The sequence below is a fragment of the Pseudoalteromonas sp. NC201 genome (assembly GCF_002850255.1).
Taxonomy (GTDB): domain Bacteria; phylum Pseudomonadota; class Gammaproteobacteria; order Enterobacterales; family Alteromonadaceae; genus Pseudoalteromonas.
In genome coordinates this window covers 1,900,205-1,913,597 of record NZ_CP022522.1, presented here as the reverse complement: position 1 = coordinate 1,913,597, position 13,393 = coordinate 1,900,205, and the positions used below count along the sequence as shown (strand labels likewise).

The 13,393-nt window shown below is 43.5% G+C and carries 12 protein-coding genes; 3 read left to right on the top strand and 9 right to left on the bottom strand.

Annotation, left to right across the window (positions count from 1 at the left end; genetic code table 11):
- Positions 1 to 74 precede the first annotated feature (74 nt).
- Together PNC201_RS07985 and PNC201_RS07980 are read left to right on the top strand one after the other, a co-directional pair.
- Positions 75 to 1,286 carry an aminotransferase class V-fold PLP-dependent enzyme gene (locus PNC201_RS07985; RefSeq protein ID WP_102056723.1) on the top strand — a complete coding sequence of 404 codons (1,212 nt, stop codon included), beginning with the start codon at positions 75 to 77 and terminating at the stop codon, positions 1,284 to 1,286.
- Positions 1,287 to 1,290: 4 nt separating this feature from the next.
- Complete coding sequence (locus PNC201_RS07980) at positions 1,291 to 1,698, top strand: SufE family protein (RefSeq protein WP_102056722.1); 408 nt, start codon at positions 1,291 to 1,293, stop codon at positions 1,696 to 1,698.
- A gap of 29 nt (positions 1,699 to 1,727) precedes the next feature.
- Here the strand turns inward: PNC201_RS07980 and tcdA are convergent, their stop codons facing one another.
- From tcdA to PNC201_RS07945, 7 genes are all read right to left on the bottom strand, one after another.
- The gene (gene tcdA, locus PNC201_RS07975) at positions 1,728 to 2,525 is read right to left on the bottom strand and encodes a tRNA cyclic N6-threonylcarbamoyladenosine(37) synthase TcdA (RefSeq protein WP_010604647.1); all 798 of its coding nucleotides are present in this window, start codon (positions 2,523 to 2,525) and stop codon (positions 1,728 to 1,730) included.
- Between the two features lies 1 nt (position 2,526).
- On the bottom strand, positions 2,527 to 3,192 hold the full coding sequence (locus PNC201_RS07970; RefSeq protein ID WP_102056721.1) for a TIGR01621 family pseudouridine synthase: 666 nt from the start codon (positions 3,190 to 3,192) through the stop codon (positions 2,527 to 2,529).
- Positions 3,179 to 3,940 carry a 3-deoxy-manno-octulosonate cytidylyltransferase gene (gene kdsB / locus PNC201_RS07965; protein ID WP_102056720.1) on the bottom strand — a complete coding sequence of 254 codons (762 nt, stop codon included), beginning with the start codon at positions 3,938 to 3,940 and terminating at the stop codon, positions 3,179 to 3,181. Before kdsB ends, PNC201_RS07970 begins: the two co-directional genes overlap by 14 nt.
- Positions 3,928 to 4,125, bottom strand: a complete 198-nt coding sequence (locus PNC201_RS07960; protein ID WP_010371492.1) for a Trm112 family protein — start codon at positions 4,123 to 4,125, stop codon at positions 3,928 to 3,930. The genes kdsB and PNC201_RS07960 overlap by 13 nt, the downstream gene beginning before the upstream one ends.
- Positions 4,115 to 5,098 (bottom strand): tetraacyldisaccharide 4'-kinase, encoded by a 984-nt coding sequence (gene lpxK / locus PNC201_RS07955; RefSeq protein ID WP_102056719.1) that lies wholly within the window; start codon positions 5,096 to 5,098, stop codon positions 4,115 to 4,117. The genes PNC201_RS07960 and lpxK overlap by 11 nt, the downstream gene beginning before the upstream one ends.
- Complete coding sequence (gene msbA / locus PNC201_RS07950; RefSeq protein ID WP_102056718.1) at positions 5,099 to 6,838, bottom strand: lipid A export permease/ATP-binding protein MsbA; 1,740 nt, start codon at positions 6,836 to 6,838, stop codon at positions 5,099 to 5,101.
- A 62-nt stretch (positions 6,839 to 6,900) separates the two neighbouring features.
- A complete protein-coding gene (locus PNC201_RS07945) occupies positions 6,901 to 9,126 on the bottom strand; it encodes a DNA internalization-related competence protein ComEC/Rec2 (protein WP_233525249.1) in 2,226 nt (741 codons plus the stop codon).
- On the opposite strand from PNC201_RS07945, the gene PNC201_RS07940 reads away from it, so the two are divergent.
- A complete protein-coding gene (locus PNC201_RS07940; RefSeq protein ID WP_010371507.1) occupies positions 9,127 to 9,636 on the top strand; it encodes a DUF2062 domain-containing protein in 510 nt (169 codons plus the stop codon).
- A gap of 116 nt (positions 9,637 to 9,752) precedes the next feature.
- Here the strand turns inward: PNC201_RS07940 and PNC201_RS07935 are convergent, their stop codons facing one another.
- Together PNC201_RS07935 and uup are read right to left on the bottom strand one after the other, a co-directional pair.
- Positions 9,753 to 11,468 carry a DUF3466 family protein gene (locus tag PNC201_RS07935; protein ID WP_102056717.1) on the bottom strand — a complete coding sequence of 572 codons (1,716 nt, stop codon included), beginning with the start codon at positions 11,466 to 11,468 and terminating at the stop codon, positions 9,753 to 9,755.
- Between the two features lie 8 nt (positions 11,469 to 11,476).
- Positions 11,477 to 13,393, bottom strand: coding sequence for an ATP-binding cassette ATPase Uup (gene uup, locus PNC201_RS07930; RefSeq protein WP_010371512.1), 1,917 nt, complete (start codon positions 13,391 to 13,393; stop codon positions 11,477 to 11,479).

Genomic DNA, 13,393 nt, shown 5'->3' with positions numbered 1-13,393 from the left:
TAATGCGGCCTTTTTTGTTTTAATATCGCCGCGTATTCGTTAGAATCGCGCTGCTCAATTAACTCAGGTACGTTATGACTGACATCCAATCTCTGCGCAACGACTTTCCAATTTTGAACAAACAACTCGATGGGCAGCCGCTTTGCTATCTTGACTCTGCTGCAACTGCGCAAAAACCGAACAAAGTCATCGATGTCATAAAAACTTTTTATCAAAATGAGAATTCAAACGTACATAGAGGTTTACACACGCTTAGTGAAAACGCCACCGTTCGCTATGAAAGTGCCCGAGAAACAATTGCCAATTTTTTAAATGTTGAAACACGAGAAATAGTATGGACCGGCGGCGCAACTGAATCACTAAACTTGTTGGCTCATGGCCTGAGTGCACGTTTCACTTCAGACAGTGTAATTGCCATCAGTCCCTTTGAACATCACGCTAACATAGTGCCTTGGCAAGAAGCTTGTCAGCGTACCGGCGCAACTTTACTGGTGTTACCTATGTTAGACGGCATCCTCGATGAGCAAGGCGCAATTGCGATGTTAAAGCAGCATAAACCTGATGTGTTAGCGATGGGCCATGTTTCAAACGCACTTGGGAATATTCATCCAATTGAGTCGCTCATTTCGGTTTGCAAGGCCTTAGGTACCATCACGGTTATCGACGGCGCACAGTCTTTACTGCATTTAAGACCTGATCTAAAAGCACTGGATTGCGACTTTTATGTTTTTTCAGCTCATAAAGCACTTGGACCAACAGGTGTCGGCGGACTTTATGGTAAATACCAGCAACTAAATGCGCTCCCCGTATACAAAACCGGCGGTGAAATGATAAGAGAAGTGAGCTTCGAGCGATCCAGCTATCGAGATGCACCTGGCAAGTTTGAGCCCGGCACTCCCAATATTTCTGGCGTTATCGGTTTTGCCGCAGCGATAGATTATGTAAACGAGATTGATCCCTGTGCACTTCAACGCTATGAGCAAGCGCTCTATCACTCCCTTCTAGAAAAGCTAAAACAGATTGAAGGCATCACGGTTTATGGCGATACACAAAACAATGTTGGCGTCGTCAGTTTTAACTATAAAAACGAGCACCACTACGATCTTGCCACACTACTCAATACATACGGCGTAGCAGTCAGAAGCGGACACCATTGTACTCAGCCGCTAATGAAAATGCTCAAGGTTAATGGGACTGTACGTGCAAGTTTGGCTTTTTATAATAACCAAGATGATATTGAGCATTTTATTAATGCATTAGATGCCACAATAGAATTATTAGATTAAACTTATGAATATTGAACATATCACAACAAAATTATCTGAAAGTCATGGCTGGCAAGCCAAGTACCGTGAAATTATGCTGCTAGGTAAACAACTTCCTGAGCTTCCTGATGCGCTGAAAGTTGACTCAGCGTTAGTGTCGGGCTGTGATAGTAAAGTTTGGCTCTATGTGGACTTAGATGAAAGTGCGCAGCAACTCGTACTTATTGCCGACTCAGATACGCGTATTGTTAAAGGCTTACTTGCAATCATCATTGCAGCGTACGCAGGTAAAACGCCAGAACAAGCAAGCCAATTTAATGCTTATGAACTGTTTGAGTCGCTTGGATTAATTACTCACCTAAGTCCATCTAGAGGTAATGGTATCCGTGCGATTGTTGAACAGATCCAAGTGCAGGCAGAGATATTAAAATAACGTGATATAAGGTGCTCAAACGAGCACACTTATTCGCTGCTTTTGCTTTGTTTATCGAGGTACTTACGTATTGCTTTGGACGCCGCAAAAAAACCAAAACTCCCGGTTACCATAGTGGCAGAGCCAAACCCGGTGGCGCAGTCCATGTTTTTCCCACCTTCAGCTTGTTGCTTTGCTTTGCACACGGTGCCATCGGTACTTGGGTAAACGAGTTGCTCTGTGGAATACACGCAATCTACGCCAAATTTACGTTTTGGATTATCGCTAAAGTTATATTGTTTTCTGAGAATATAGCGTACTTTTGCCAGCAGCGGATCATGGGTCGTCTTTGCCACATCCCCATACTGGATCTGACTCGGATCGGTTTGACCGCCTGCACCACCTGTGGTGATCACCGGTATTTTATTGCGCTTACAATGTGCGATTAGCCCCGCTTTCTCTTTAACCGCGTCGATACAGTCGATAACATAATCAAAGCCTTGAATGTAGTTTCTAATGTTATCTAACATCAGAAAATCATCGATCAGGGTAACTTCACAATCTGGGTTAATCGCAAGACAGCGATCTCGCATTGCTTCAATCTTTTGCATCCCGATACTTTCGCTATGAGCATGTAACTGACGGTTGATGTTGGTTACACAAATATCGTCCATATCGATAAGCGTTATTTTACCTATACCCGTTCTCACTAGCGCTTCTACAGCCCAACTGCCAACGCCACCAATACCAATGACACAAAAGTGTGCTTTACTTAATGCTTCCAACTCGGCGTTACCGTATAACCGACCAATACCGCCAAATCTTAGTTCTCTATTCGAATCCGTCATGTTACCACTCTAATTGACTTGGATTTTGCCAACTTGCAAAGATTTCATGTGCCAATAAATGGCCAAATGCACCATCACCTTCAGGCGCCGCTTGATAGTGTTGATGGTTACCTTGCCACTCAAATTCAAGGCAAAATGCGTGAAGATACGTTCTATCTGCAGGCTCTCCACTATAGGCTAAATCACCTAAAATTGGCGCACCGATGCTTTTTAGTGCCACCCGAATTTGGTGTGTTTTACCGCTAAACGGTTTAACGATACAAGCTCGTAGGTTGGTCGCAACAGAGCATGAATAAAATCGAGTCACCGCAGGATTTAGCTTAGTTTTAATCAGTTTATAGGTGCCTCTGCGCGACTTAGCCATATCGCCTTTTATCCAACCTTGCTTTTTCTTCGGTTTCGCACTAACTAACGCCAGGTAAAATTTGTCTATTTTTCGGGCGGAAAACAGGCTCGTCAGCTGCTTTGCAGCCTCGCTAGACTTCGCTAAAAGGATGAGTCCCGACGTGACTTTATCGAGGCGGTGAACCGCAAATAAGGGATAGCCTAGTTGCTCCGTCAGTAAGGCAACAAAACCTGCACCGTCCTCACTATGGAAGCTCAAACCTTGTGGTTTGTATGCAACCACATAGTCTATCTCGTCCGCAATGAGCTTAAACTTTTCCATTCAGTATCTCTTGAACCCGTGCCAAATCTTCGGGGGTATCCACTCCAGCATGCACCGGCTTAACCGCTTTAGCGACCTTAATTTTGTATCCATGATACAGCACACGTAGCTGCTCTAGTGACTCTTGCACCTCTAGCGGTGAAACACTTAGCGATAAATAGGTTTGAATAAAGCCCGCACGATAGGCATATATGCCAACATGACGTTTAAAATGGCTCACTGGAATGCTATTTTTGTCGAGCGTTAACATGCTGTTACGCTGAAACGGAATAGACGAGCGAGAGAAATACAGTGCGTTGTCTTGAATATCAGACACCACTTTCACCGCATTCGGATTCAACACCTCTTCCACATCTTCCACATCAACGCACAAAGTCGCCATCAGTGCATCAGAATGGTGCAGTAGTGCTGCCACTTGTGCGATGTTATCAGGCTCTAGCAGTGGCTCATCACCTTGTACATTGACCACCAAGGTTTGTTCGTTCAGCCCCAGTTGTTCAACAACTTCGGCGAGTCGCTCAGTTCCAGATTGGTGATCTTCACGCGTCATGAGCACGTTATCAGTGAAGTTTTGCGCTGCCTCAAATACCGCACTGTGATCGGTTGCGATATAAACCGCTGCCGCGCCAGATTGAATTGCCTGTTCGTAAACACGCTGGATCATTGGTTTACCGCCGATATCAGCAAGTGGTTTACCAGGCAGCCTGCTTGAAGCATAACGCGCCGGAATAACGACTACGAATTCCACTGCTCAACCTCATCGCTGCTCAGCTCGCGCGCTTCGTTTTCCAATAACACAGGAATATCATCTTTAATTGGATAAGCAAGCTTCGCTGCTGTGCTGATCAACTCTTTGTTTTCTTTGTCATATCTTAATTTGCCTTTACATACTGGGCAGGCAATTATTTCTAGTAATTTGGTATCAAAGGCCATGATAAATCTCTTTCTTTTTAAGTAAATTTAATACCGCTTTTTCAAGCGCTGATGTAGGTTTGGCATCTACTTTGAGGTAATACCAATTATCTTTTGCAAAAGTGCGACACTTTACCGCATCTTTCTCTGTCATAAAAATAGCGCCGTTATCGATTTGCGCGAAGTCGGACGCTTGATATGGATGATGATCCGCAAAATGTAGGCTTTCACTCAGAACAATCCCCCTATCTCGTAGCGTATTTTCAAATCGCGCGGGATTGCCGATAGCACAGACTGAAGCGCCAGCCATTTCAATATTGGATGCTGGACTATCATCTGTAACACGAAAAAAACCAACGGTCTCTAACGTGTAGGAATAACTTTCGCATCCACCATTATATACGGCAAGATCAACACTCTGAATACGCTTAGGTAATTCCCTAAGCGGCCCTGCTGGCATCCATAAGCCATTACCAAAGCGTCGCACAGCATCAACAATACAGAACTCAATATCTCGTGCCAATTTATAGTGCTGTAGCCCATCGTCGCTGACGATGATGTTTACATCGCTATTACCCAATAATTTTTCAATACTGGCTTGTCTATCAGCACCAATCATCACTGGGCATTTCAATCGTTTGGCGAGCAAACAAGGTTCATCACCGCCCTCTTCCGTTGAGGTCGCTTCAGTGACCAAAAATGGGGTTGAACTGGGTTTTGCACCGTAGCCTCGACTGATCACCCCAACCTTAAAACCAAGATTTTCAAGAAAAGGGACTAACCAAAGTACAAATGGCGTTTTGCCGTTACCGCCCACACTGATGTTACCGACAATAATAACCGGAACAGGCGAGCGGTACGCAGGGCAAAAGCCGAGTTGATAAAGCCCCTTTCTCACCGAGCTAATAAGTCCAAATAACAGGCTTAGCGGAAGCAATAATAGCGTTAGTAGTCCCGGTTTTTTATACCAACTTTGCTCTATTTTGGATGCCATTTATTGCTCACCAAACTGCATTTTGCAAAGTGCATGATAAACCCCTTCCTGCGCGACCAATTCAGCATGCATGCCTTGTTCGATGATCTTGCCTTTATCTAGCACATAGATGCAGTCGCAACGCTCGATTGTCGATAACCGATGGGCAATTACTATGGTTGTTTTGTCGGCCATCAGCTCTTCTAACGCTTGTTGGATCAAACGCTCAGATTCTGTGTCTAATGCTGATGTTGCTTCATCTAAAATAAGGATAGGTGCATCTTTCACAATAGCACGCGCGATAGCGATACGTTGTCGTTGTCCGCCAGAAAGCATCACGCCATTTTCACCAACAACGGTATTTAGACCCTCAGGAAGATCTTTAACAAATTCCCAGACGTGGGCTTGTTTTACTACTTTTTCTAGGGCTTCTTGCGATAAGGGTTGCTTTAACGAGTACATAATATTGTTTGCAATGGTGTCATTAAACAACACCACTTGCTGCGACACGATGGAAAACTGCGCGCGTAGATCCGCAAGCTGGTAATCATTTATGTTCGTGCCATCTAACTCAATACTGCCCACTTCAATATCATAGTAACGTGGTAATAGATTAGAGATAGTTGACTTGCCTGAGCCACTTCTACCTACCAACGCAATACTCTGCCCAGCTTTGATTTCAAGGTTTAATGACTCAATCACCGGATCGTTTTTAGATGGATAAGTAAAGGTTAAGTCTTTGACTTGTAGGTTACCTTGAGCACGAGATAAAGACTGAGTGCCAGTGTCCTTTTCTTGTTCAAGATCAATCACCGCAAACACACTTTTCGCCGCAGAGATCCCGCGTTGCAGGTCGCTATTCACATTGGCAAGTTGTTTTAAAGGACGCAGCATCATCATCATAGAGGTGATCAAAGTGACAAAAGTGCCCGATGAAATTTTGTCTACCATAGTAGGCATCGCGACAATCGCGAGTATCACCGCCATTGCGCTCGCTGCTATGATTTGGATGATAGATACGCTCAGCGCTTTAGTCGCATCCATTTTTACGCGTTGCTGACGGTTATGATTATTAACTTTAGCAAAGTGAGAGATGGTTTTTTCTTGGCCACCAAAGCCATGAATGACTTTATGACCCGCCATCATTTGCTCAGAGCTTTTCGTCACTTCTCCCATCGCATCTTGAATATTCTTGGAGATTTTCTTGAAGCGCTTAGACACCACAGTAACGATCACCGCCACGATCGGTACCACAACTAAGAAAATGAGCGATAGCTGCCAACTTGCATAAAACATCGTGATAAGTAAGAAAAAAACAAATGCGCCTTCACGGATCAGCACTTGAAGTGCCTTAGTGACGGCTTGCTGTACCTGCTCCGTATCAAAAGTGATTTTTGATATCAATTCACCATTAGAATGTTGATCATGAAACGACACTGGTAGATACAACATGTGTTCAAATAGTTGCTGTCGCAAAGCACGCACAACCTGCGACCCGACATAAGACAAGCAATACGATGCCATATAATTAAAGATGCCGCGTCCAATAACTAACGCGATGACAACAAAGGGAGCCAATTTTAGTACATCGCGATTGCCTGCAGTGAGACCCTCATCGATAAACGGATCCATTAAGGCAACGAACGAAGCGTCCATCGCAGCGTACCCTATCATGCCAATTACTGAAAATATGGCAGCGAGTTTAAAGTCTTTTACATAGCTAAATAATCTAGCGTAAATCTGCTTGTCGGTTGGTTGCATTGCCAGCCTCTACTTTTCTATATGGCATTATTGTAACTTTCAAATCATTAAAACTGAATGGATTATCTGAGAAACCAGTAATTTTCCACTTCCCGAGCTCGTTCAACTGTAATTTCTTGAGCAAAAATTGAGATCTTTATATGGCCATCTAAGGCGGTATCCAATAGTGTGCTTCCTACTCTTTGGTATCTTTCAATCACTTTCTCATTGGGAATTTTCCACGGCGAATAAAAGGCACGAGAAAATATCGCTATATCAGGGTCAATCGCTTGAATAAACTGCTCGCTTGAAGAGCTGCCACTACCATGATGCGGAACCAGTAATATATCGGCCTTGAGTGCTTCTTTTTCAATGTTAAGCAGCTTAGTTTCAGTTATTTTCTCAATATCTCCTGGTAATAAAAGCGTAAAACGCCCATCAGAGATACGAACCACACAAGAATTATTATTGTCATTGTTCGACACTTCTTGAGGCCAGATCACAGATACGTCTAGCCCTTGAAATTGATGTGTTCCTAGCACACAACTATCAGCTGGACTTGCAGGGTGAAAACGCTGTAACGATTTTCCGCCATCATAGGCAATGAGGTCATCAACGCCACCATTATGGTCGCCATCATTATGACTAATGATGGTATCTTGCAGCGTAATTCGATTATTCAAAAGATAAGGTTTGATCACAAACTCGAACATCGAAAAATAACCAAAATACTTGGCCCCCACATCATAGAGCAGCCCTTTGTTATTGCGAGAAACTAACACTGCCGTTCCGTGACCCACGTCAAAGATATCGATTTGCCATAGCGGAGAGGCTCGAAATTGATACTGAACGAGGAAAAACAATATGGGTAATAAACCAAGATAATTTCTGAATAAATACAGCAGCAAAGCACTTAAGTAGCTGGTTATTAGAAACATGGACGAAACGCCGGGTATATCTACCCAACTAAGTGGAGACTTTTGCAACAGCTCAAAAAGAACCACTAACACATTATCAACTAAATGAAGTGGAAGTTGCCAACCAATAGCGTGCAGCGCAGTAACATGAAGCAGTAGTAGCGGAAATACCACGATGGAAACCAACGGGATCACAATGATGTTCGCAACCAATGAGATAATACTCGCACCGGAAAAGAAATACAGGTTGAGTGGCAACAGACAGATAAATAACGCAAGCTGCAACTTAATTAAGGCAAGTAGCTTTGCACCTAAACCTCTGCCAACTTTTGTCACTAACGTTACGATGATAGCAACCGCAAAAAAGGAATAATATAAACCAGGATTAAGTAGTGAAAACGGGTCTACTATCAAGACGATGGTCAACGCTACTGTTAGCACCTGAAGCGCTTTAAGGCGCACAGCAAAGAGGTAACAAGCAACCCACACCATTGCCATGATTAAAGCTCGAGTCGCCGATACGCTGTAACCGCAGAGAATGACGTAACCAAAACACAACAGTAACGCAAAAACCAAACACCATTGATGTAAGTTAGCTGCTTGGGAAATTATTACCGGGATACAATACAGCACGACTTTTATCAGCAAAAACGCGATGGCAAATACCATTCCGATATGCAGCCCTGAAATCGCTAACAGATGGCTCAAGCCAAGACTTCTAAATTGTGTTTTGTTTTCGAAGTCGACTTTGCTTGTATCGCCAGTTAACAAAATATAGTACAGCCAAGCATAGCTTCGCCCATCAAGCGTTTTATCTATGAATAAGCGGTAGTTATCTCGCCACGTAGTGTCCTTCACTACCGACTTGATTGTTTTGATGCTGCCCTTAAAATATATATGCTTCCTAAACGCATGCAATTCAGCATTAAAGAGTCCGATATTAATTCGGCTACGATAACGCTTAAGTTTTACCGTAAATTCAATGTGGTCACCGACACGCAACATAGGCGTGGATGAGTTACGATAGAGTTTTGCGTTTACTGTACGCCAACGGGCAAATTGGTAGCCATCAACTTGCTCAAGCTTTACCTTTAACGCTTCACCAATCACAGAATTATCAACCTCAATAACTTTACCCGAAGCAGTAACAAGCTGCGATTGCCACATTTCTGGTATTTTTAGCTGATAAAAAACAAAGTAATGACCAATAGCAATGGAAATCCCTAAAATAAATCCTGCCAATATAGGACAAAAAAGCTTAGAATAGCGGCCCATGAAGTAGAGGAATATGCTTATTGCGGCTGATCGCCAATTGTCGAGAAGAAATACCGCACTGAAGCAACCCAGAATTATTCCAAAACATATCAGAATCCAAGTAGATGGCAGCTGCAAATGGCGAAAAAAACGATTCAACGCTTTTTACCTGATCATAATAAAATCAAACAACAGAAATCATTAAAAATCTTTGGTAAGTTACTGCATGATGCCAACCTGTGGCATTTAAACCGGCGCTCAGCACGCGGCGCATTCTCGGTGGGGCTATTTTTCGCATTCATCCCTGTTCCTTTTCAAATGGTACTGGCGGCAGCACTAGCGATTCCATTTCGCGTTAACTTGCCTTTGTCTATTGCACTCGTGTGGATCACCAATCCACTTACGATGCCACCTATATTTTACTGCTCATACCTAGTCGGTGTATTTGCTCTTGGTCAAGAGCAGCAACCATTCCATTTTGAGGCAAGTTGGGAATGGCTTGCACAAAGCCTAACAACGATTGGGCCTGCATTTATCGTCGGCTCTTTGATCTGCGCAACACTTGCCGCCATTATTGGCTTTTTCGGTATCGACTACCTGTGGCGACGCTCAGTGAATAAAGCGTGGCAAAGTCGCGGCCAAGGCTAATACCAGTATAGTTAAGATTTTTATCGCTTGAATTAAATATCGAATTGAATTTGCGAATATTTCTTTTCAAACACAAAAAAAGCCCTTCCGGGCTTTTTTATCGTATAAATTGTACTTTAGGCTTTACGACGTCTTCTCAGCGCCACTAGTGGTAGCGCGAGTAAACTAAGCCAAGACCAACTTGCAGATTGACGCTCATATGTCTCTGCTTCAGGTGGTGTACAGCTTTCAGGTTCACCAGAAATTGGCGTAAGTAGAACCGGTAAGCTTACCGACTCATACTCAGTCTCACCTTTGCTGTCCTTCTCAATTTCACCAAGTGTATTGCGTCTTTCAACCGTTTTGGTGGCAATCGCATAGATCTTGTTATCGTCAGTAATTTTTACTGCTTCCGCAATCGTGTAAGGGAAGGTATCGCTCTTACAGGGAAGAAGAGAATTAATGTTCACTAGCTTTTCCGCCCCGATTTCATATAAGAAGGCTTCACGACGACGGTTTGAACCACTCTTTTCAATCACACCTTGACCAACAACAAAGCCATTATTGTTAATGTCATTTATTGCTGTTGCTGAACCTTCAAAGTATGTGGGCATCTCCTTAAACTCAGCACTTGTAGTATTAAAGTAGAAGCCAGTTGCGTCATAGTCTCTAGAGCCTCCACTGAAACGTCCAAATACACCAACTATGGTACCGTTGTCATTCACATCGACTGCTTGGCTATATTCAATAAAGCTCTCAACTTCTCTAACTCGTTTGATTTCACCGTCTTCGAAATAAACAGCTTGTTCATATGGCAGTAGTCTATCATCTCTTTGTCTACGTACTCGAGAGTAACCAACGGTTAACCCATCCGAGTTAGTCGCAACAGCAATACTAGAGTATGCAATTTCACTATCTTCATCAGGCGTAAAACCGAGCCCTAAATCTGTTGCATCAACTAAATTAAAGTTGTTATCAAAAGTCCATTTATATGCCCTAGTGTGATATGGAGTGCTGATACTCTGGATGCAAACATCCACTGGCTCATCTACACCATCACAATCATCCGCTATATTTTCGATTGCTCTTTGAGATAATGACGTAGAGCTTTGCCCGACGACAATATAACCACCTTCGTTAGTTTGCTTGATGTCCGTCGCGATAGAAATACCGCCATGCTCAGTAAATGCGGGCTCCAGCCTAACTTTCTCACCAGCAGGAGTTACCAAAATTCCTTTATTTCGCCAATCGCGTACAAAATAAGTTTCTTCTTCTGTTTCACCCTCAGGAGTAAAAGTTATCTTTTTAAAAGGTGCAGAGCCCCAGCCCACTATTGTACCGTCTTCTGCGATGCTTGTAAGATAGTTAGTGACCGAGCGAGTTAGCCCTTCGTAATCAGGAGATTGTTCATCATATACTACAAATTCTTCAGCAGTATTGTTGTTGTACGTAAGAGAGATTGCTTGAACAACAGTTTGAAATTGATTAGCCCCTCTTCGACTTAAGTGATAAAGCATAAATGCATGAGCTTGTGCGTTGGTATTTGCAGCATCGTTATTTTGAATATCATCTAAGGTGAAGGTAATTTCTTCTTCTATCTGCTCATATTGCTTCTTTACACTGTCATAATCGCTTTTCAGTGTTGAATCATCGAAGTCGATATATGACACATCAATCTTAACACCAAATAAATTGGAAGCATGACCAATCACGTCTCCAGCTTCATTTGCGTCCGACACGTAGCTATATTTACTATTATCATGTCTTGGTAATTCAGTTAACTGATAGGTGGCAGCGGCCGCTTGTTGTGAAAGGGCTACGGCGACACTCGCGGCTAAAAGTTTAAATTTCATTTTAATCCTTACTGCTGATTCTGTAATGCTTCTAGTTCTTCCCAGCGTTCAAACGCGGCTTCCAGCTTCGACTCTAGCTCAGTCAAATGGTTCAATGCCTTGTGGGTCGTTTCTTGATCTTGTTTAAAGAAGTCTGGATCGCTGACCAGTGCTTGTTGTTTATTCACAGCCTCTTCAAGTTCCTCTACTTTACTGGGCAGCGACTCTAATTCAAGTTTTAATTTGTAACTCAGCTTATTTGAACGAGCTGGTGCAGCTGCTTTTTTAGTCTCGGCTTGTTGCTGTTTTTCTTGATGAACCTTTTGTGCCTCTTTCTTCTGCTGCTCTCGTCTTTGCTGGTACAGTTCAAAATCACTATAACCGCCAACAATTTCTGTCACCAAGCCCTCGCCTTCGAACGCCCAGACACTGCCGCAGGTATTATCGATAAACTCTCGGTCGTGGCTGACGACTAACACCGTGCCTTGGTATTGGTTTAAGATTTCTTCAAGTAACTCAAGCGTCTCAATATCCAAGTCATTGGTTGGCTCGTCCAGCACAATAATATTTGAAGGCTTAAGGAAGAGCTTTGCAAGCAATAAGCGGTTTTTTTCACCGCCTGATAATGCCTTTACAGGGGTTCGAGCTCTCGCAGGCGGAAATAAAAAGTCCTGCAGATAGCCAAGCACATGACGTGAGCGGCCGCCCATCATTACTTCTTGCTTACCTTCTGCGACATTATCCTGCACAGTTGCTTCTTCATCCAATTTTTCACGGTATTGGTCGAAGTACGCAACTTCCAGGTTCACGCCTTGTTTTACGCTGCCTGCGTCAGGTTTAATGTCACCAAAAAGCATTTTTAACAGCGTAGTTTTACCTGCTCCATTAGGACCGACCAAGCCAATACGATCGCCACGCATCACCAGCGTTGAAAAGTCCTTTACAATGCATTTTTCTTGGAATGCTTTGTCTAAATGTTTCGCTTCAAAGACCAGCTTACCGGAACGATCCGCCGTCTCGATGTTGAAGTCTGTCTTACCTTGTTGCTCGATGCGTTGCTTGCGCTCAACACGAAGCGCTTTTAGTGCTCGCACACGCCCTTCGTTACGGGTTCGGCGGGCCTTGATCCCTTGCCTTATCCAGGTTTCTTCTTCGGCAAGCTTTTTATCAAACAAGGCATTCTGTTGCTCTTCCACTTTTAAATCATGAGCTTTTTGTTCTAGATATTGCGCATAATCTCCAGGGTATGAAACCAACTTGCCACGGTCTAAATCTAAAATTCGGGTCGCCATTGCGCGAATAAAGGCACGGTCGTGAGAGATAAACACGATCCCCCCTTTAAACTCTTTCAGGAATTGCTCAAGCCAGATGACACTTTGCATATCAAGGTGGTTAGTCGGCTCGTCGAGTAACAGTAAATCTGGGTCACTCACCAAGGCTTTGGCCAGTGCAACTTTGCGTAGCCAGCCACCTGAGAGTTCTTCTAGGCGCATATTCGCATCTAATTGCAACTGGCTAAGCACTTGCTTGATCCGTGACTCAAAACGCCACGCATCTTCGCTTTCCAATCGCTGAGTCAGGCGCTCAAGCGAGGTCATCAGTTTATCTGACTGGCTGGTTTGTAGTTTTTCACTGACTTCATGAAATTCAATGAGTAGCTCAGCAACATCAGGTAAACCGTTTGCAACATAATCAAAGACCGACCCATTTGCGCCCTTTGGTGGGTCTTGTTCTAGCCTTGAAACTTTTAATCCACCAACACGGTTGATTTCACCATCATCAAGTTGAACTTGATCATCAAGTACTTTCAGTAACGTTGATTTACCGGCACCATTTCGGCCCACAATACAAACGCGCTCGCCTGATTCAATAACGGCATCAGCTTGGTCAAGTATAGGGTGTGAACCAAAAGCTAGTTGGGCTTTAGCAATTCGAATGAGATCCAT

Coding starts and splice junctions, on each gene's coding strand:
- PNC201_RS07935 (WP_102056717.1), bottom strand. CDS start 11,468: ATGAAATTTAAACTTTTAGCCGCGAGTGTCGCCGTAGCCCTTTCACAA.
- msbA (WP_102056718.1), bottom strand. CDS start 6,838: ATGCAACCAACCGACAAGCAGATTTACGCTAGATTATTTAGCTATGTA.
- PNC201_RS07970 (WP_102056721.1), bottom strand. CDS start 3,192: ATGGAAAAGTTTAAGCTCATTGCGGACGAGATAGACTATGTGGTTGCA.
- PNC201_RS07985 (WP_102056723.1), top strand. CDS start 75: ATGACTGACATCCAATCTCTGCGCAACGACTTTCCAATTTTGAACAAA.
- PNC201_RS07940 (WP_010371507.1), top strand. CDS start 9,127: ATGGCGAAAAAAACGATTCAACGCTTTTTACCTGATCATAATAAAATC.
- tcdA (WP_010604647.1), bottom strand. CDS start 2,525: ATGACGGATTCGAATAGAGAACTAAGATTTGGCGGTATTGGTCGGTTA.
- PNC201_RS07960 (WP_010371492.1), bottom strand. CDS start 4,125: ATGGCCTTTGATACCAAATTACTAGAAATAATTGCCTGCCCAGTATGT.
- PNC201_RS07980 (WP_102056722.1), top strand. CDS start 1,291: ATGAATATTGAACATATCACAACAAAATTATCTGAAAGTCATGGCTGG.
- uup (WP_010371512.1), bottom strand. CDS start 13,393: ATGGATCTCATTCGAATTGCTAAAGCCCAACTAGCTTTTGGTTCACAC.
- lpxK (WP_102056719.1), bottom strand. CDS start 5,098: ATGGCATCCAAAATAGAGCAAAGTTGGTATAAAAAACCGGGACTACTA.